Below are 18,386 nucleotides of genomic sequence, written 5' to 3' on the forward strand. Positions count from 1 at the left end.
GTAACCCCAGCTTCAGCGCGGCCTCCTGATGGGCGTAGCCCTGGTAAAAAAGCACCTCAATGACCTCCCGCTCTTCCTCGGAGAGCTGGGCCAGGGCTTGCTTGAGCCGGATGCGGTTCAGCTGGCCCTCCTCGTCCAGGCCAGCACCCGGAAGGTCAAAGGCCTCGGCCTCCTCGTCCTCGAGGGGCTTGGGGCGGGCCTCCAAGCGGCGGATGTGGTCTACCGCGGTGTGGTGGGCGATGGCCAGGAGCCAGGCCCGGGCCGAGGCCCGCCGGGGGTCAAAGGCGTTCGCGTTTTGCCAGACCTTGCTGAAGGCTTCCTGCACCACGTCCTCCCCGCTGGCCGAGTCCAGGCCCATCCGCCGGGCCAGCCCCAGAAAAGCCCCGGCGTAACGGCGAAAGAGCTGTTGTAAGGCGGCCTCCTCGCCCCGCGCCACCAGGGCCAGCAGGGCTTCGTCGGAGAAGGCCTCGAGGCTCATGCTCGGCCTATGCTAGCATACGCAAAAATTCAGCACTTTGGTTTTTAGACCCCCCAACCTGCTAGACTACTCCCCGTGAGGCGAGTTTTCTCCGGCTTTCAGCCCACCGGCGACCTGCACATCGGCAACTACCTGGGCGCGATGGTGAACTACATCGCCCTGGGCGAAAAGCTGGGGCAGGACGCCATCTACTGCATTGTGGACTACCACGCCCCCACCAACCCGGCGGCCTACGACAAAGAGCTGCTGGCCCAGCGCACCTTTGACGCAGCGCTGGTGAACATGGCGGCGGGCCTCGACCCCAACAAGGTGATTCTCTTCGTGCAGTCACACGTGCCCGAACACACCGAGCTGGCCTGGATTTTCACCACCCAAACCCCCTACGGCGACCTGACCCGCATGACCCAGTTCAAGGACAAAGCCGCCCGGCTCGAGTCGGTGCCGGCAGGGCTGCTGATGTATCCGGTGCTGATGGCCGCCGACATTCTTATCTACAAGGCCGACACCGTGCCCGTCGGCGACGACCAGACCCAGCACCTCGAGCTCACCCGCGAGATTGCCCGCCGCTGGAACCTGGAGTACGGCGAAACCTTCCCCGAGCCGCAAATCTACCTGAACCCCCACGCCCCCCGCGTCCCCGGCATAGATGGCAAGGCCAAGATGTCCAAAAGCGTGGGCAACACCATCGGGATTCTCGAGGACGAGGAGAGCATCTGGGCCAAGATTCGCACCATGCCCGACGACCCCGCCCGCATCCGCCTCTCCGACCCCGGCGACCCCGAGCGCAGCGTGGTGTTCAAGTTCCTGGAGTATTTTGCCCCACCCGAGCTGGTGCAAGTGCTCAAGGAGGAGTACCGCCGCCGAGGCATCGGCACCCTGGTGGTCAAGCAGCTCTTGATGCAGGAGATGATGAAGACCCTGCGGCCCATCCGCGAACGGGCCGCCGAGCTGCGGGCGCACCCTGAGCGGGTGCTGGATGCCCTCGAGGACGGCGCTGCTAAGGCCCGTCGGATTGCCCAGGCCACCATGGAAGAGGTGCGGGAAAAGTTTGGCTTGCTGAGGGCCGGGGGCCGAGGCTCAGGGCTCAGGGAACAGGTGAAGGTCGCCTCCAAATAGGCCCTTTCAAACGGCCATGATTACGCTCACCTTCGAGCAGTTCAGCGGAACGCCCAGAGCGCTTTACGAGCAGGTACGCAAAGGCAAAATTGCCGCCAAAGACCTGCCCGTGCTGGCCCTGACCGAGCAGGCGCTGGCCCAGGTGGAGGCCCTGGGGCTTTCCGAGCGGAGTGAGCTGCTGCCCCTCCTGGCCGAGCTGGTGCTCTATAAGCTGCGGGCTTTTGCCAAGCGGCCCCAGGTCGTGCTGGCCGAAGACGACCCCGAAGAATCGGAGAACGCTCCAGCCTTCCTCGAGACCCTGGTCGCGCTGGAGGAGGCCATTGCTTTCCTCGAGCAGCGCTCGCGGGAGCGCGCCCGCGTGCTGCCGGTGCCCCCCTCGCCCCTGCCCAAAGACCGCCGCCTGCGTCCCATGCCGCTGCAACTGCTGGTGCGGGCCGTGGAACCCTTCGCCCGGCGGGCCGAACTGCTGTTGGAGCCTGAAACCTTTGGCCTGCGCGAAGCCTGGGAGCGCATCAAGGGCTACTTGTGGGGGGTTCGTCGGGCTTTGTTTGGTCGCCTCCCCTTTCGCACCTGGGCCGAGCAGACCGTCGCTTTTGCCGCCCTGCTGGAGGCCAAAAAGCAGGGTGAGGTGGAGCTATTGCAGGCCCAAAACTTCGGGGCGCTCGAGGTTGAACTCAAAAGTAGTTCTTGAATCCCTCTGGCACTTGCCGGGCCGCCGTGAAGAGCTGCACCGGGTCGGAGGCTACCAGAACCACATTTGTCGGGGTCTCTTGCCAAAACGGATGTCAAGAATCCAGGGTCAGGTACGACAAGTCTGGCTATCGCCTCTCGACCACAGGCCCCTGACCATCGGCTACTTTGGAATCGGCACGTCGGCCTGGAGTTTCATCTTGTCGTCCAGGGTTTCCACGTAAATGGACAGGTTCTCTTCCTCGGGGAAGTAGCGCTTCAGCACCGCCAGCAGGTCTTGCTTGAGCTGCTCCACCATACCAGGGCTCAGGTGGGCCCGGTCATAGGCCAGCACCACCTTGAGGCGGTCTTTCAGGGTATCCTTGCTGCTTTTTGCACCAAAAGGCCACCAGCCCATCATCTACCCCCAAACAGGCGGCGCAGCGTTCCCAGGAAGCCCGGTGAGTCACTCAGCGGCGCAAAAGGCACATCCTCGCCCCGCACCCGCTGGGCAATCTCCACAAAGGCCTTGCCCGCCGGCGAGCCATTCTTGAGCACCAGCGGCTCGCCCTGGTTGGACGAGACCAGCACGCCCTCGTCCTCCGGCACAATCCCGATGGGCTTGATGCCCAGGATCTCCACCACATCCTCCACCGAGAGCATGTCGCCGCGCTGCACCATCTTGGGGCGCAGGCGGTTGACCACCAGGTAGTTCTCGCGGATCTCGCGGGCCTCGAGCATCCCGATGATGCGGTCGGCGTCGCGCACGCTCGAGACCTCCGGGTTCACCACCACCAAAGCCCCCTCAGCCGGGGTGGCGGCGGTCTGGAAGCCCTTCTCGATGCCCGCCGGCGAGTCAATCAGCACCCGGTCAAAGCCCTCTTCCTCCAGCAGGGCCCGCACAATCTGGCGGAACTTCTCCGGGTCGAGGGCCTCCTTGTCCCGGGTCTGCGAGGCCGCCAGCAGGGCCAGCCCCTCGATGCGCTTGTCGCGGATGAGGGCCTGCCGCAGCTTGCAGCGCCCCTCGATTACGTCAATCAGGTCGTAGACCACCCGGCCTTCCAGGCCCATCACCACATCCAGGTTGCGCAGCCCCACATCCACGTCCACCACGGCCACTTTCTCACCCAACCTGGCCAGTGCAGCACCCACATTGGCGGTGGTGGTGGTCTTGCCAACGCCACCTTTTCCCGAAGTCACCACAATCGCACGGGCATTCACGCTCAATCCTCCAGGGTTTCAAGCCAGGCTGGCCTGTCCACATTAAAGCTGGGATTAGTATACGGGCAAGGGGGTTCGGGTGTCAGGCCGAGGTCAGAACTTGATTAAGGCGGATTGGGGGCCAAACCCATCCCTTTCGTCCGAAAAACCACAACCCCTATGCACTTTAGTACAAAACTCTCTACGCACCTTTTTAGCTAGATTGAATAGTAGGGGCTAGATGAGGCCAGCCCAAGCGTTACAATCAGGATATGTACGACCCCCAAAACCGGGAAACGGGTCAGGGCGACCTCAAACCAGACTGGAAAGACTTCATCGCACTGGTGATTGCAGCCTACTCCATTCTGCTCCCCCCTTTGCTCATGATTATCGGGGCTGCGGTGCTGGTGCTGGTGGTGCTGTTCGTGGTCTTCTGATTCGGCTGGGTTCAGGGTTTGCCCTGGGACGCTACGCCGCTCGGACGGAGTTGGGCCTCGAGGTACACCGCTGAAACGAGGAGAGCCTATGCAAGCCACAGCTGAATACCTGTTTGAATCGCTGCCCGAGGGATATCAGGAGCGCCTGGGCCGCCCGGGGCAGTACCCCTTCACGCGGGGCGTTTACCCCAAGATGTACACCGAGCGCCCCTGGACCATGCGCCAGTACGCGGGCTTTAGCAGCGCCGAAGAGTCCAACGCCCGCTACCGCTACCTGCTCTCGCAGGGCCAGACCGGCCTCTCGGTGGCGTTCGACCTCCCCACCCAGCTCGGGATGGACCCCGACCATCCCCTGAGCGTGGGCGAGGTGGGCAAGGTGGGGGTTTCGATTGCCTGCATCGAGGACATGCGAACCCTGCTGGAGGGCATCCCCCTGGACAGGGTGACCACCAGCATGACCATCAACGCCCCGGCCAACATGCTGCTGGCGCTGTACCTGCTGGTGGCCGAGGAACAGGGGGTAACCTGGGACAAGGTCGGCGGCACCATCCAGAACGACATCCTGAAGGAGTACATTGCGCGGGGCACCTACATCTACCCACCTGGCCCCTCCATGCGGCTGATTACCGATGTTTTTGCCTTCTGCGGCGAAAAAGTACCGCGCTGGAACACCATCAGCATCTCGGGCTACCACATCCGCGAGGCGGGCTCCACCGCCGCCCAGGAAATCGCCTTCACCCTGGCCAACGGCATGGCCTACGTGCGGGCCGCCATCGAGGCCGGTCTGGATGTGGATGCCTTTGCGCCCCGGCTCTCGTTTTTCTTTGCCTCGCACAACGACATCCTCGAGGAAGCCGCCAAGTTCCGGGCCGCCCGGCGCATGTGGGCCCGCATCATGCGCCACGAGTTCAACGCCAAAGACCCCAAGAGCTGGATGCTGCGCTTTCACACCCAGACTGGGGGCTCCACCCTCACCGCCCAGGAACCCCTCAACAACGTGGTGCGCACGGCCTACCAGGCCCTGGCCGCGGTGCTGGGTGGCACCCAGAGCCTGCACACCAACGCCTACGACGAAGCCCTGGGGCTGCCCACCGAGAAAAGCGCCTTGCTGGCCCTGCGCACCCAGCAGATTCTGGCCTACGAGGCGGGCGTGACCCAGGCTGTAGACCCGCTGGGCGGCAGTTTCTACGTGGAGCACCTGACCGACCGGCTCGAGGCCGAGGCCCAGGCATACCTGGACCAAATCGCCAAGCTAGGGGGCGCCGTCGCGGCGGTGGAGGCGGGCTTTTTCCAGCAAGAAATCGAGGAGTCGGCCTGGGAATTTCAGCGCCAGGTTGAAAGCGGCAGGCGGGTGATTGTAGGTGTCAATCAGTTCAACAACCCCGCCTCACCCCTCAACGAGCCCACCCCGGTGCAAAAAATCAGCGATGAACTTGGCAACCGCCGCAAAGCCCAGATTCAAGCCTTCCGCGCCCGGCGCGATGGCCAGTCGGCAGCCAACGCCCTGGAAGCCCTTCGTCAGGCGGCCAGGGGCCAGGAGAACCTGATGCCCTACATCCTGGACGCCTTCCGTCGCCACGCCACCCTGGGCGAGATTTGTGGGGTTCTGCGCGAGGAGTGGGGGGAGTACCAGCCCTCATACTGAGCCAGGAGGCCGAAGCCAGCGGACGCTTTGGTGTTGGGCTCGAGTCCCCTTTGCTTGGCGTTTCCGGGCAACCACGTTACCTAAAGCCCACCTTTAGCCAACCCTCACAACCAGCCCTACCCGATGGGGCCTAATGGTCTGGAAATGGTTCGGCTGAGGCCGTGGGAAATCGCAGGGGTCGCTGCCGCCCTGGCAGTACTGGCAACAACTGCTGTCTTGTGGCCGCCAAAACATGAAAGACCCCTGGTCAGCGGCGCCAATAACCAAAGCCCCTACCGCACCTACACTGCGACCGGGCAGGTGGTCAACGTGGCCGCACTGGGGGCCAGGGGCTGTACGGTGCAGGTCAGGTTGCACCAGTGGGTGAGCCTGAGCGATGGCTTCGCCCTGGCGGAAATCCCCCAAAGGGGCCAAGTCTATGCCCTGCGCGCAAACTCCGAGCAGTGCATGGCTTTGGAGGTAGCCCTGGCCTCGCTTGGCAACCCCGACGACCTCAAAAGCCCGCGTCACATCTACTACGAAGCCGGACAAATGCCCTCCGGCGATTGGCGCATGACCAAAAACCCCTCGGCCCCGCTGGGCTGTGGGGGTTTGTAGCGGGTCACAGCTTCAACAAGGGTTTACGCAAAGTTGGCATCTTGCCGAAAACGAACGTTGACCGATAAGCCCTGGAGGCCGTCTTTTTGAATCCCAAGGCGCTTCCTTCGGTCGGCTTGGTTCGTCACCGTTCGACCTAGCGCTTCAAACCCGGTAAACCGCTCGGCCTTGGCTCAATCCCTTCCCCGGGGGTCGAGCACATCCCTGAGGGCATCTCCCAGCAGGTTGAAGGCCAGCACGGTCAGCAGGATGCCCACCGCAGGCGCTGTGGGTGCCCAGATGGCCTCGGCGATGTAGCTGCGGGTCTCGGAAACCATAGCCCCCCACTCTGGGGTGGGCGGCTGGGCCCCAAAGCCAATGAACGAAAGCCCGGCGGCGGTCAGGATGGCCCCGCCCACATCGAAGCTGGCCTGCACAAAAACCGGCGTGAGGGTGTTGGGCAGCAGGTGGCGCAGCATCAGGCGAGGCCAGGAAACCCCCAGGGCACGGGCCGCCTCCACAAACTCACGCTCCCGCAAAGCCAGCACATTGGCCCGTACCAGCCGGGCATAGATGGGCCAGCTGACCAGCGCGACCGCAAGAATGGTGTTGTTGAGGTTGGGCCCCAGCGCGGCGGCAATCGCCATGGCCAGAATCAGCGAGGGAAAGGCAAAAAAGATGTCGGTCAGGCGCATGAGGAGGTTGTCCCAGGCGCCCCCCAGGGTGCCGGCCAGCAAACCGACCAACACCCCCAGCAAAACCGCCAGAATCACCACGCCAAACCCCACCCGTAGGGAAATTCCGGCCCCGTGTGCCACCCGAGCCCACACATCGCGGCCCAGCTGGTCGGTTCCCAGCCAGTGGGCTGCCGAGGGGGGCTGAAGGCGCTGGGCGATGTTCTGGCCGATGGGGTCGGGGGCAATCAGGGGGGCCAGCAGGGCGATCGAAACCAGCAGCACCAGCAAAAAAAGCCCAATCAGGCCGCCCGGGTTGCGCAAGAAGCGTCGGAGGGGGCGTGCCGGGCGGTTGGCAGCGGCTACCACAGACATGAAGGCTCCTCAGGCATAGCGAATTCTCGGGTCGAGGAAGGCATAGAGCAGATCCACCCCCAGGTTGATGAGGGCATACACCAGCCCGACCAGCAGCGTGACCCCCATGACGGCCGGGAAATCCAGGCTGGTCGCCGACTGGGTCACGTAGCGCCCAATGCCCGGCCAGCTAAAGATGGTCTCGGTCAGGACAGCGCCGGAAAGCAGGCCACCCAGAAGCCCACCCAGCAGGGTTAGGATCGGCAGGGAGGCGTTTTTGAGGGCATGGCGAAAGACCACCGCGCGACCCGGAACCCCCTTGGCCCGGGCCGTGCGAATGTAGTCTTGCGAGAGCACCTCGAGCATCGTCGCGCGGGTCATGCGGGCCAGAATGGCCGCCGAGAACAGGCCCAGCACAAAAGCGGGCAGCACCATGTGCCTAAGGGAGTCCAGAAAGGCGGCCACATCCCTTGCCAGTAAAGCATCTATCCCCACCAGCCCGGTGACCCGAGGCGGCGGAAAGGTGAAACCGTCCAGCCGGCCCTGCACCGGCAACAAATCGAGCTCTCGAGCCAGCACATACTGAAGCAGCACTGCCAGAAAAAACACCGGCGTAGCACCCCCAATCAGGGCCAGGATTCGCACCGTCACATCGGCGGCCTGGTTCTGCCGGAGGGCGGCCAGAATACCGGCGGGCACCCCCAGCACCAGGGTCACCAGAAAGGCGGCCACCGAAAGCTCGAGGGTCGCCGGAAAAAACTCCTTCAAATCTTCTACCACCGCCCGCCCGGTGCGCAGCGATTGGCCAAGGTCGCCGGCCAGCAAGCGTCCCATGTAAATGAGGTACTGCTGCCAGATGGGTTTGTCTAAACCGTAGCGTTCCCGGAACTCCTGGATTTGCTCTTCCCGGGCATTGTCGCCCAAAGCCGCGATGGCCGGGTCAATCGGCACCACGTTGGCAATGAAAAAGGTGGCAAAAGTGACCCCCCAGGCCACAAAAATAACGAAAAACAACCGGCGGACAAGGTAAGAAAACATAATCAAAGCTCAGGGTTCAGAGCCCAGCGCAACCTGAACCCTGAACCCCTGGTTAACTCAAGGCTGTTTGCTGATGTTCTCGAAGCGCACCTGGCCCTGGGCGTTGCGCACGTAGCCCTCCACCTTGGCCGAGAGGCCAATGGGCACCGCCGGCTGGTACAGCACCGCGTAGGGGCCGTTTTTCAGCACGTAGTCGGTCAGCAGCCGGTAGAGCGCCACCCGCTTGGCGGGCTCGGTTTCCAAAGCCGCCTGGTTGGCCATCCGGGAAGCGGTGGGGTCGTTCCAGACGTTGCGCCAGGCCAGGCTGCGGGCGTTGAAGTCGGCCCAGGGGGTGGCGTTGCCGTCGGGGTCGGGGAAGTCGGGGCTCCAGCCGACCAGCACCATCTGGTGGTTCTGGGCCCGGTAGGTGCGCAGCACCTCGGCGTTGGCAATGGCCTTGACGTTGGCCTTGAGACCGCTCTTGGCCAGGTCGGCCTGGATTTTAGCGGCGATGTCGGCGCAGGGAATGCCCCCGCCGCAGATGCCGGTGCTGACCAGCAGCTCGAACTCGAGGCCGTTGGGGTAGCCCGCCTGAGCCAGCAGGCGCCTGGCCCGGGCCGGGTCAAAGGTGTAGGGGGTGCGCGGGTCGTAGCCCAGCAGGCCCTTGGGAATCAGGGTCTGGGTCTTGGTGCCGTTGCCCTGCACCAGCCCGCTCACCAGCTCGTCCTGGTTGATGCTGTAGCGCACCGCCTCGCGCACCAGGAGGTTGGCGAAGGGGCTGCCCTCCTTGACGTTCATGGCCAGGTAGTTGAGCCGCAGGCTGTCGGCCTTCAGGGTCTTGAAGCGGGGGTTGTTGGCCAGCGCCCGCAGGGCCTCCGGGGTCAGCCCTTCGGCAATGTCAATTTCGCCCGACTCCAGCGCAGTCCGGAGCACTGCGGGTTCCTTGATTTCCCGCAAAATGACCCGCTGCAGCTTGGGCTTGAGCCGGGCGTTGGGGTTGGCCTCCAGGAGCACCTGCGAGCCCCGATCCCAGCGCACCAGGCGGAAGGGCCCCGAGCCAGCGGAGTTGTTGGTGAGCCACTCCTTGCCAAAGTCGTTGCCCCTGGCGTTTTTCTGCACCGTTTCGGAGTCCACGATACCGCCGATGTTAAAGGTTAGAATCGAAAGGAAGGAACCAGGTGAGGCGGTTTTGGGAATGCTCACCACCACCGTGTAGTTGTCCACGGCCCGGGCCGCGCCCGGCTTGAGCTTGGCGATATCGGTAAACAGGAAGGAACCCGGCCCTTTGAGGGCCAGGGCCCGCTCGAAGGTGTAGACCACGTCCTTGGCGGTCACCTCGTTGCCGCTGGAAAACTTGCTGCCCCGGCGCAGGCGGAAGGTGATATCCCAGGTATCCCGGCCCCGATCCACCTTCCAGCTTTCGGCCAGACCCGGCTTCAGGGTCGAGAGGTCGGCCCCTTCGTACTTGACCAGGGTCTCGTACAGGTTGTCGGTGATGAGCCCCCCTGAGAACTCGTAGGAAACCTGCGGGTCCAGGGTGATCAGGTCGGACCAGTCCCCCCCGTAAATAAGGGTCTGGGTGCGGTCTTGGGCCAGGGCCACGCCCAGGCTCAGGGCCGCAATAAGTCCCACTGCTTTTATGAGCCTCATGAAACCTCCTTTCGATACGTCGCAAACAATACCGATAAACACACGGTCGGTCAAGATACAGTACCGAAGCAGAAGCGTCGCTATCGAGCGGACGTTGGCGTAAAGATCTGCCGGGGTGATGGGAGACCTCTACATTCTCGCTAGCAGGCAGGGTTTGAAACTCGAGTCGGAGCCCATCGCTCCGCAAAAACAAAAACCCGAGGGGCGTCTCCCTCGAGTTTTGCGCTTGGCCTGGTGGAGCCGAGGGGATTCGAACCCCCGACCTCTTGAGTGCGATTCAAGCGCGCTCCCAGCTGCGCCACGGCCCCAAGCGTTAGATAGTGTAGCCGGGAGCGCCCCTGGTGTCTAGCCTTCCTTCACCCGCACCTCAACCTGACCCCGGCGCTCCCGCACTTCCAGCCTGGCCTTGGCCCGACCCCGGCGGTACTCCGACCGGTAGCGACCATCGCCAACCTGAAGCTTGACCCTGGTCCAGCCCCGGGCCACCAGATCACGGTGGTGATGGGCGTACACCTCGGCCAACCGGCCCCGGTACACCACCACAATCCCCCGAGGTTCGGCAACCCGCTCCACCACCACAAGGCCCGGCACCAGGGCAATCCGCACCTCCGCCCCGATCACCAGGGCGCCGGGCGTCTCGGGCGTAACCCGAATCTGGGCCAGGGCCACCGAACTTAGCAACATCGCTCCAACCAACCATTTCATGCGCCCTACCATAGCCCCTAAATGCCGGTCACGGCATGTGAGGGAGGTTAATAAGCCTTTCACCTTCAACCCAAACCCGGCTGAGCGGGCTGCTAAAATGAGGCCCAATGAACGATGTCTGGGATATGTTGAGCGAGCCCTTCCCCCCCGAGGAACTACAGTGGCGTGTGAAAGAGCTTTCCAAAGATAAAAAGCGGGCCCTGGTGGTGCCTTCGGTCAATGTTGAGGCCGTGCTGGATCGGCTGGATGAGGTGGCGGGCCCCCACGGCTGGCAGGACACCTACGAGGTACTCCACACCCCGGCCCACGCGGGGGGCCTTTATGCCGTGAAGTGTCGGCTGACTGTGATGGACGTTGCCAAGGAAGACGTGGGCGAGGGCGAAAGCCTGAAGGCCGCTTTTGCCGATGCGCTTCAGCGAGCGGCGGCTAAGTTTGGCGTGGGACGCTATCTGTTGGGCCAGGAGCAGTGGGTGGATCACGACCCCGAAACCGGGCCCACCCATCCGCCGCAGGTACAGCTGGGCAGGGCGCACAAAAAAGTTCCACCACAGGCCCCGACCCGTCCGGAAGCCCCCCCCACCCCCCTCGAGGCCAAGCCCGAACCCCAGGAACTGATTGACCGCCTGATAGAGCGCCTCAGGGAAGCCGGTTTGGGCAAGCAGGCGGCCCAGATCGTGATGAAGTACGGAGGGTATGGCAAACACCTGGACGAAACCCGTAAACTCTACGGCGAGCTGCGCGCTTTGCTGAAAGGGTGAGCAAAGGATGTACGGTGATTAAAGTTATTGCCATCGGAGACTTGCACGCCGACTTCCCCAAGCTGTGGCGGGCACTGAAAAACTCCTATGCGGTGGGCGAAGACTGGCTGCCCTCCGACCCCCTGCGCCGGGGCACCTACCGGGTGGTGCTGATGGGCGACCTGGTGCACCCCAAACTGCTGGCCGACTACCGTCGCCTGACCGGCCTCGAGGACTTTGACCCCAATCACCCCGACCACCTGCGGATGGCGGCCCGGGCACAAATCCGCGAGCTAATGCGGATTAAGCGCTTCCAGGAGGCGGCCCCCGCGCACATCACCATCCTGATGGGCAACCACGACCACGCCGCCCTCACCGGGGATATGGTGCTGGGGAATGCCCAGCTCGAGCACAAGGAGTTTCACCCCGAGCTGGGGGGGGTGGAGCTGCCGGAGGAGCTGAAAAACTGGTTCCAAACCTTCCCGGCCCAGCTCAACCTGTATGGGGTCAACTTTGCCCATGTGGGGCCGGTGCCCTGGCTGCAAACCTACGATGAGATGTTTTACAACGGACGCGAGGCCAAGGAATGGTGGCTCCACAACGCCGACTACGTCGAGCGCATGGGCTACCGCTTTGGCGTATACGGACACACCGTAATGAAAAACGGCATCCTCATCAAGGACAAGCTGGCCCTGATTGATGCCCTGGACAAGGACCAGTACCTCGAACTGTTCCTTGACGAGGACAAGCTCGACTGGGAAATCGTGGAAATCCCGCCGGTGGGCGCAACCTTTTGAAGAAGTCCGATTGCAGCGGCCAACGCTTGGGGCATGAACCTCACCTCACCCAGAGTCGTTCGGGAACTGCTGGAGCGCTATGGCCTGCGGGCCGACAAGCGCTTTGGGCAGAATTTTCTGGTTGAGAAAGGCTATCTGGCAAAAATCGTGGAGGCCGTCGGGTTCCAACCTGGGGAAACGGTCTACGAGGTGGGGCCGGGGCTGGGCACCCTGACCCGGGCTTTGGCCGAGGCCGGAGCCAGGGTGGTCTCTATCGAGATGGATCGCCGGCTCGAGGCCGTGTACGCCGAAACCCTGGCCGGACTGCCGGTGCAAATCCTCTGGGGCGACGCACTGGCCTTTGACTGGGCCGGGATACCCCCCCATAGTCTGTTTGCGGGGAACCTGCCCTACAACATCGCCACCCCCCTGATCACCCTGTTGCTGCGCTCTGGCCGATTCCGCCGCATGGTGGTTCTGGTGCAAAAAGAGGTCGCGCTCCGCATGACCGCTCAGCCGGGCACACCCGAATACGGCCTGCTCTCCTTAAGGGTGCAGTACCATGCCCAGGCCCGGCGTATTGTGGATTTGCCGCCCGGCGCTTTTTTTCCTCCGCCCAAGGTCATGAGCTCGGTGGTCTGCTTGAGTCCCAATACCAGGGCCGACCACCCCGCGCTGTTTCGCTTGATCGAGGCGGCCTTTGCCCAGCGGCGCAAAACCCTGGTCAACGCCCTCAAAGCCGCAGGATACCAGCCCGACCGGGTGACCGAGGCCCTGCTGGCGCTCAATCTTTCGCCGCAGGCTCGAGGCGAAGTGTTGAGCTTGCAGCAGTTTGAGCAGTTGCTCGATAGAATCAGTTAGGGTATGACTTTGATAGCGATTTCTCATATGCCTGCGGTAGGCTACTATCCATCGGCTGGGTGCGCCGCTAAACTATAGGAAACCCTTCAAGCGGGAAACAAAGGCTGGGAGGCCGGGATGCGGTTTTTTGTCGTAGGGGACGTATCGGTTGACCTAATCTATTTTCTTGAGCGAATCCCAGAGCCAGGGGAGGAGGTTCCGGCTCAGCGTGCGCTGATGAAGCCGGGGGGCGCCGGGGGCACCCTGGCCGCCCATCTGGCCAGCCTGGGCAACAAGGTCTACCTGGCCAGCCGTGTAGGGGACGACCCCTTCCGCAGCGTGGCGCTTTCGCAACTCGAGAAAACCGGGGTGGATCTCAAATATTTGCAGGTTGACCCCGAACATACCACCTCTTCGATCCTGATCTTGCTCGTTCCAGGGGGCGAACGCTCCATGATTTCGGCCGGCGGCGCAAGCCGCTATCTCGACGTGGCCGAGTTCAAGGCCAAAATGCTGGACCAGGTGGATGCCGTGGTCTTTTCGGCCTATGCCTTCGTGGGCGGCCCCCAGCGGCAGTACGCCATCAACGCCCTGGATGCGGCCCGCAAACGGGAGCTGCCCATTTTTGCCGACCTCGGCACCGGCGCAGTGCGGGCCGCCGGCAAGGAACTCCTGAGCATCCTGCGGGGCGTTCCGTATCTGCTCATGAACCAGGTAGAGCTGCTGGCCCTGACCGATACCACCTCGATTAGCGATGGGGTCAACGAACTCAAAAGCTGGGGCCTCGAGACGGTCATTGTCAAGGTCGGCGCGATGGGCTCCATCGTGATCACCCCCACCCGGCAGGAGCTGGTGGAGCCGTACCCCCTCGAGGAAGTGGTGGACACCACCGGCTCGGGGGATGCCTTTACGGCCACCTTCGCCCATGCCATCCTGCAGGGCAAAGACCCCTTTATGGCCGCCCGCCTTGGCAACCTGGCGGGTTCGCTGGCGGCGACCGCGGTCGGGGGACAGGGCCGTCTGATTACCGAGGCAGACCTTCTGCAGGCCCGGTAGCCTAGCCTGCCCGGGCCAGGTAGCGCCGTATGGCCTCCAGCAGCGCCAGGCCCACCGACCCGCTTTTTTCCGGGTGGAACTGCGGCGCGACCACGTTATCCCGGGCATACAGGGCGGTAAAGCGGGTTCCGCTGTAGTCGGCGATACCCACACTCCCTTCCACCAGCGGGGCAAAGTACGAGTGCACAAAGTAGAAGAAGCGGCCCGAGAGTGGCTCAAACGGGGCCTGGTATTCCACCGTGTTCCACCCCATTTGCGGCACCCTGGGGGCTTTGAAGCGGGCCAGCCGTCCCGGCACCAGCCCCAGTCCGGGTGTTCCCGGTGCTTCTTCGGAACCTTCGAAGAGGATTTGCATGCCCACGCATATTCCCAGGAAGGGCTTTCCCGCCGCAATATGCTGCCGCACCCCTTCCTCAAAACCCGAGGCCTCAAACGAGCGCATCACCTGCCCAAAATGGCCCTGTCCGGGCAGCACCAGCAGATCGTATCGGTTGACCTGCTTGGGCTCAGCCGAGACCGTGACCTGGTAGCCGGTGGCTTGCAGGGCTTTGGCCGCGCTGTGCAGGTTGCCGGAGCCGTAGTCAATCAGGAGGGTTTTCATGATACGGTCAGAGTGGTTTCGCTCGAGCCCTTACAACACCTCTTTGGTGCTGGGCAGGTCGGGGCGGGTGAGACGGGTGGCCTGGTGCAGGGCCCGGGCCAGCGCCTTGAAGGTGGCCTCGAGCACATGGTGGGCTTCCCGGCCCGCCAGCACCCGCACGTGCAGGGTAAGGCCGGCATGGTTGCACAGCCCCCGCAAGAACTCGCGCAGGTGGTAGGCGTTCAGGCCCCCTGCGCTGCCTTCGATACCAAGTTCCTCGGGCACAAAGGCCAGGTGGCTGCGGCCCGACAAATCCAGCACCACCTGCACCAGGGTCTCGTCCATGGGCACGCTGGCCTCGCCGTAGCGCTCGAGGCCCCTGGCATCGCCCACCGCCTGCTTGAGGGCCATTCCCAGCACGATGCCCACATCCTCTACCAGGTGGTGCACGTCCACGGCCAGGTCGCCGCTGGCTTCCACCATAAGCCCAAAACGCCCATGCCGCTCCAGGGCCTGCAGCATGTGATCCAGAAAACCCAGGCCGGTGGAGATGCGGCCCTGGGGGGCTCCATCAAGGTTCAGGCTCAGCTTGACCTGGGTTTCGGCGGTGTTGCGTTCGACAGTCGCGTTACGCATGGGACACCTCGGCCAGGGAAAACGCCGCTTCCAGAAAGCGCTGGTTTTCCTGCGGTGTGCCGACCGAGACCCGGATGCACCCTTCCAGCCCTGGGTAGTGATCCTGCCGCCGCACCAAAATACCCTTCTGCAAAAGCGCTCGGTACGCCGCAGCGGCATCGGGGGTGCGGATCAGGAAAAAGTTGGTCTGGCTCTGGTACACCGTCCAGGTAGGGTGTTTTTGCAGGGCCTGGTATAGCCTCTCCCGCTCCGCCCTCAACGCCTGCACAATCCCCTGCACGTAGCCGGGGGACTCCAGAACCGCGAGGAGAATCTGGGCGGTGTGAGCGGGCAGACCAAAGGGAGGCACAAAGTTCTGAATCACGTTGCAGACCTCCGGTGAGGCCATCAGGTAGCCCGCCCGAATGCCCCCCAGCCCCCAGGCTTTGGAGAAGGTACGCAGAAGGGCCACATGCGGGTTGGCCCGGGCCAAACTGGCAAAGTCGGTGCCCGAAAACTGGTGGTAGGCCTCGTCAATGACGAGCAATCCGCCGGTTTGCGCGGCCTGGTCGGCCAGCCGGCGAATCTCGCCCACGGCGAAAAGCCGGGCGGTGGGGGCGTGGGGGTTGGGCAGAAAGAGCACTGCGGGGTTCGCCTGGAGGGCCTCGAGCAGCGCCTCCATCGGCAGTTCAAAGCCCTCGCCCAGCCTGATGGCCTGGTAGGGGGTGGCCGAAATTCTGGCCGAGAAAGCGTAGTGCGGAAAAGACGGCGCTGTGTCCAGCACCCGCCCCGCCGCCTGGACCAGGGCCTGAATCAGCAGGTTGGAACCCGGCGAGACCACCAGGCCCTCCACCGGCCAGTCCAGATGGGCCGAGAGCTTTTCGCGCACATCCTCGGCGTGAAGGGTGGGGTAGCGGTTTAGTTCCAGGTGCTCTAAACGCTCCAGAATGGTTTGTTTGAGTTCGGGGGGCAGGTCGTAGGGGCTTTCGTTCTGGTCGAGCTTGATGGCCGCTTCGACCTTTTGGTAGGGGTAGCTGGGCAGCCCTTGCAAATGGGGTTTGAACGCCTTCACCCCCCGATTGTGGTGGAGTCTGGGGTCTAGCGTCAAGGGCTGGGGGCAACGCACAAATCGCCGATGCTTCTCTGACCTGGTGTTTTGAAGATAAGGGCCTACGCTGGCTAAATACTGCGTCGCATGTATGCCCGTACAACCACACCCGCACGGTGAGCGAATAAAGCCAATTCTAGCCTGGACTCGCTCTGTTCCTCCCCTACCTCTTGGGGGGCCAGGTAGGGGCGCTTCACGCAACCAGCAGATTGGGGGTCTTGTCCGATACCCTCCCCAACCCTCCCTACGTGGTAGGGATGGGCCTGAAGGCAATCAGTCTTTGGAAACAGTGGGCGTGTATGGGTATTTTTTGTGCACTAAACCCTTTGGGCCTGCTCGCCGAGGGCATGGGAAGCTACGTCCGAACGAAGGGTGCAGCGACCGACCTGTCCCATCAACCGTGAACCCTGCGCCATTATGCCCAGGCGCGATTGCGTAGTCTGGCTTCATGCGAATTGGAATGGTTTGTTATCCAGGCTTGGGCGGGAGCGGCATCGTGGCCTCGGAGCTGGCCGACCGGCTGGCCCGAAGGGGGCACCAGGTGTTTTTATTTGCCACCGAGCTGCCCATGCGCCTGCCGGAGGGCAGCCCGGTGCAGTTCATTCCGGTGGAGGTGCCCCATTATCCCGTTTTTCCGGCGCCCCTCTACACCCTGGCCCTGGCGGGGGCCCTCGAGCGGGCCATCCGCGAGGAGCACCTGGAGCTTTTGCACACCCACTACGCCATCCCCCACGCCGTGGCCGCCGAGCTGGCCGCCGAGGGCCGCATTCCCCTGGTGCACACGCTGCACGGCACCGACGTCACCTTGCTGGGGATTGACCCGGCCTACCAGACCCTGACCAGCAAGGCCCTGCAAAAGGCGGCGGCTGTGACCGCAGTCTCGCAAAACCTGGCCCAGCAGGCCCAGCGCACCTTCGGGGTGCGCCCGCAGGTAATCTACAACGCCGTAGACACCGAGCGCTTTCGACCCAACCCCGAAGCCAAGCGCTTTTATGCCGCCCAGGACGAGTTTCTGCTGGTTCATGCCTCCAATTTTCGGGCCGTCAAGCGGGTGGGCGACATCATTCATGTGTTCGCCAAAATTCGCCAGAAGCTGAGGGCCCGACTGGTTCTGGTGGGCAGCGGCCCCGAGCGGGCCGAGGCGCTTTCCATCGCCCATAGCCTGGGCGTGGACGACAGCGTGACCTCGCTGGCCACAGCCAAAAACCCCGAAGAGGTGATTGGGGCAGCGGACGTGTTCCTGCTGGCCTCGGAGTATGAGGGCTTTGGTCAGTCGGGCCTCGAGGCCCTGGCTTGTGGGGTTCCGGTGGTGGCGACCAAAGTCGGGGGTATTCCCGAATGGCTGACCCCAGAGGTGGGGCGACTGGTGGAGTTTGGCGACCTTGAAGCCTTCGCAGAGACGGTGGTGGAGCTGCTCACCTCCCCCGACCTGCTGCAGATGCGGGAGGCAGCCCGCCGGTATGCCCAGGCCCATTTCAACCCCGAAACCATCACCGACCAGTATGAAAGGGTGTACCGCTCGGCCCTGGCGGCGAGAGCGCCCAAAGGCACAAGCCTCTGAGCAGGGATACCTTGACGCCAAAATCGCCTGGGCCGTAGATTGACTCGAGGCCGTCGCGTAAAAGTAAACCCATGCTCATGCAACAGCGCTGGAAAAAAGGACGGCCTGCGTCCAGAGCAACCCGGAGGTATGTATGCTGGAAGGATTTAAGAACTTCATCCTGCGTGGAAACGTACTCGACCTGGCAGTAGGCGTGATTATTGGAGGGGCCTTTGGGGCCATCGTGAACTCGCTGGTTGCAGACATCATCACCCCCCTGATCGGCATGATTTTTGGCGCACCCGACTTCTCGGCCATCAAGCTGGGAGCCCTGAATGTGGGAAAGTTCCTCAATGCGGTGGTCAGCTTTTTGATGATTGCCCTGGCCCTCTATTTCTTTGTCATTACCCCCGTCAACAAGCTACAAGAGCTATCCAAGAAAAACGCGCCCGAAACCCCGGCTGCCCCGCCGGAGGACATTGTCCTGTTGCGGGAAATCCGTGATGCGCTGAGGAAGTAGTGGAACCAGGAAGTCCTCAACGGCAGTTGAGCGCTCTTCACAGACGTGGCCGCCCACGAAAACGAGAAGGGACAAGTTTCTGCGTTGCGTCTG

At 63.2% G+C, this 18,386-nt stretch carries 21 protein-coding genes and 1 tRNA gene; 11 read left to right on the plus strand and 11 right to left on the minus strand.

All coding sequences use genetic code 11. From position 1 onward, the window contains the following. Positions 1-478, minus strand: a 478-nt coding sequence (locus NZN28_RS10090) for a sigma-70 family RNA polymerase sigma factor (protein ID WP_295397820.1), incomplete at its 3' end; no start/stop codon positions are given. Positions 479-553: 75 nt separating this feature from the next. Here NZN28_RS10090 and trpS point away from each other — a divergent pair. Both trpS and NZN28_RS10100 read left to right on the plus strand, forming a co-directional pair. Next, positions 554-1,594, plus strand: coding sequence for a tryptophan--tRNA ligase (gene trpS, locus NZN28_RS10095; protein WP_295397821.1), 1,041 nt, complete (start codon positions 554-556; stop codon positions 1,592-1,594). A 16-nt stretch (positions 1,595-1,610) separates the two neighbouring features. Then, entirely contained in the window at positions 1,611-2,285 is a 675-nt protein-coding gene (locus NZN28_RS10100; RefSeq protein WP_295397823.1) for a chromosome segregation protein ScpA, read from the plus strand. Between the two features lie 162 nt (positions 2,286-2,447). Here NZN28_RS10100 and minE read toward each other — a convergent pair whose 3' ends face one another. Beyond that, on the minus strand, positions 2,448-2,684 hold the full coding sequence (gene minE, locus NZN28_RS10105; RefSeq protein ID WP_295397824.1) for a cell division topological specificity factor MinE: 237 nt from the start codon (positions 2,682-2,684) through the stop codon (positions 2,448-2,450). Continuing rightward, on the minus strand, positions 2,681-3,484 hold the full coding sequence (minD, locus tag NZN28_RS10110) for a septum site-determining protein MinD (RefSeq protein WP_295397826.1): 804 nt from the start codon (positions 3,482-3,484) through the stop codon (positions 2,681-2,683). The genes minE and minD overlap by 4 nt, the downstream gene beginning before the upstream one ends. Before the next feature lie 251 nt (positions 3,485-3,735). Here minD and NZN28_RS10115 point away from each other — a divergent pair, with 251 nt between their 5' ends. The 3 genes from NZN28_RS10115 to NZN28_RS10125 all read left to right on the plus strand — a co-directional run bounded on the left by NZN28_RS10115 (position 3,736) and on the right by NZN28_RS10125 (position 6,142). Further along, positions 3,736-3,900, plus strand: a complete 165-nt coding sequence (locus tag NZN28_RS10115; protein ID WP_295397828.1) for a hypothetical protein — start codon at positions 3,736-3,738, stop codon at positions 3,898-3,900. An 88-nt stretch (positions 3,901-3,988) separates the two neighbouring features. Beyond that, positions 3,989-5,545 carry a methylmalonyl-CoA mutase gene (locus tag NZN28_RS10120; protein ID WP_295397829.1) on the plus strand — a complete coding sequence of 519 codons (1,557 nt, stop codon included), beginning with the start codon at positions 3,989-3,991 and terminating at the stop codon, positions 5,543-5,545. Positions 5,546-5,761: 216 nt separating this feature from the next. After that, positions 5,762-6,142 carry a hypothetical protein gene (locus NZN28_RS10125; protein ID WP_295397831.1) on the plus strand — a complete coding sequence of 127 codons (381 nt, stop codon included), beginning with the start codon at positions 5,762-5,764 and terminating at the stop codon, positions 6,140-6,142. Positions 6,143-6,315: 173 nt separating this feature from the next. On the opposite strand, the gene NZN28_RS10130 is transcribed toward NZN28_RS10125, so the two are convergent. The 5 genes from NZN28_RS10130 to NZN28_RS10150 all read right to left on the minus strand — a co-directional run bounded on the left by NZN28_RS10130 (position 6,316) and on the right by NZN28_RS10150 (position 10,521). Next, the gene (locus NZN28_RS10130) at positions 6,316-7,170 is read right to left on the minus strand and encodes an ABC transporter permease (protein ID WP_295397833.1); all 855 of its coding nucleotides are present in this window, start codon (positions 7,168-7,170) and stop codon (positions 6,316-6,318) included. Positions 7,171-7,179: 9 nt separating this feature from the next. Then, positions 7,180-8,187 (minus strand): ABC transporter permease, encoded by a 1,008-nt coding sequence (locus tag NZN28_RS10135; protein WP_295397834.1) that lies wholly within the window; start codon positions 8,185-8,187, stop codon positions 7,180-7,182. A 57-nt stretch (positions 8,188-8,244) separates the two neighbouring features. Continuing rightward, entirely contained in the window at positions 8,245-9,816 is a 1,572-nt protein-coding gene (locus NZN28_RS10140) for an ABC transporter substrate-binding protein (protein WP_295397836.1), read from the minus strand. A gap of 232 nt (positions 9,817-10,048) precedes the next feature. Next, a tRNA-Ala gene (locus NZN28_RS10145) sits at positions 10,049-10,124 on the minus strand. A gap of 37 nt (positions 10,125-10,161) precedes the next feature. Next, positions 10,162-10,521 (minus strand): hypothetical protein, encoded by a 360-nt coding sequence (locus NZN28_RS10150; protein ID WP_295397838.1) that lies wholly within the window; start codon positions 10,519-10,521, stop codon positions 10,162-10,164. A 107-nt stretch (positions 10,522-10,628) separates the two neighbouring features. On the opposite strand from NZN28_RS10150, the gene NZN28_RS10155 reads away from it, so the two are divergent. From NZN28_RS10155 to NZN28_RS10170, 4 genes are all read left to right on the plus strand, one after another. Continuing rightward, a complete protein-coding gene (locus NZN28_RS10155; protein ID WP_295397839.1) occupies positions 10,629-11,279 on the plus strand; it encodes a Rad52/Rad22 family DNA repair protein in 651 nt (216 codons plus the stop codon). Positions 11,280-11,296: 17 nt separating this feature from the next. Further along, a complete protein-coding gene (locus NZN28_RS10160) occupies positions 11,297-12,055 on the plus strand; it encodes a metallophosphoesterase (protein WP_295397855.1) in 759 nt (252 codons plus the stop codon). Positions 12,056-12,088: 33 nt separating this feature from the next. Beyond that, positions 12,089-12,895 (plus strand): 16S rRNA (adenine(1518)-N(6)/adenine(1519)-N(6))-dimethyltransferase RsmA, encoded by an 807-nt coding sequence (rsmA, locus tag NZN28_RS10165; protein WP_295397841.1) that lies wholly within the window; start codon positions 12,089-12,091, stop codon positions 12,893-12,895. Between the two features lie 117 nt (positions 12,896-13,012). Next, positions 13,013-13,930: a carbohydrate kinase family protein gene (locus NZN28_RS10170; RefSeq protein WP_295397843.1), complete on the plus strand. Its 918-nt coding sequence runs from the start codon at positions 13,013-13,015 to the stop codon at positions 13,928-13,930. A 1-nt stretch (position 13,931) separates the two neighbouring features. On the opposite strand, the gene hisH is transcribed toward NZN28_RS10170, so the two are convergent. Genes hisH through NZN28_RS10185 form a run of 3 tightly spaced genes read right to left on the minus strand, consistent with a single transcriptional unit; the run spans position 13,932 to position 16,197 of the window. Further along, positions 13,932-14,531 carry an imidazole glycerol phosphate synthase subunit HisH gene (gene hisH, locus NZN28_RS10175; RefSeq protein ID WP_295397845.1) on the minus strand — a complete coding sequence of 200 codons (600 nt, stop codon included), beginning with the start codon at positions 14,529-14,531 and terminating at the stop codon, positions 13,932-13,934. Positions 14,532-14,561: 30 nt separating this feature from the next. Beyond that, the gene (gene hisB, locus NZN28_RS10180) at positions 14,562-15,146 is read right to left on the minus strand and encodes an imidazoleglycerol-phosphate dehydratase HisB (protein ID WP_295397847.1); all 585 of its coding nucleotides are present in this window, start codon (positions 15,144-15,146) and stop codon (positions 14,562-14,564) included. Next, positions 15,139-16,197, minus strand: a complete 1,059-nt coding sequence (locus tag NZN28_RS10185; protein ID WP_295397849.1) for a histidinol-phosphate transaminase — start codon at positions 16,195-16,197, stop codon at positions 15,139-15,141. Before NZN28_RS10185 ends, hisB begins: the two co-directional genes overlap by 8 nt. Before the next feature lie 484 nt (positions 16,198-16,681). Here NZN28_RS10185 and bshA point away from each other — a divergent pair, with 484 nt between their 5' ends. After that, positions 16,682-17,794: an N-acetyl-alpha-D-glucosaminyl L-malate synthase BshA gene (gene bshA / locus NZN28_RS10190; RefSeq protein ID WP_295397851.1), complete on the plus strand. Its 1,113-nt coding sequence runs from the start codon at positions 16,682-16,684 to the stop codon at positions 17,792-17,794. Positions 17,795-17,927: 133 nt separating this feature from the next. Further along, positions 17,928-18,293, plus strand: coding sequence for a large conductance mechanosensitive channel protein MscL (gene mscL, locus NZN28_RS10195; protein ID WP_295397853.1), 366 nt, complete (start codon positions 17,928-17,930; stop codon positions 18,291-18,293). Positions 18,294-18,386 lie beyond the last annotated feature (93 nt).

Origin of the sequence: Meiothermus sp. (genome assembly GCF_025056915.1) — a bacterium.
Taxonomy (GTDB): Bacteria; Deinococcota; Deinococci; order Deinococcales; family Thermaceae; genus Meiothermus.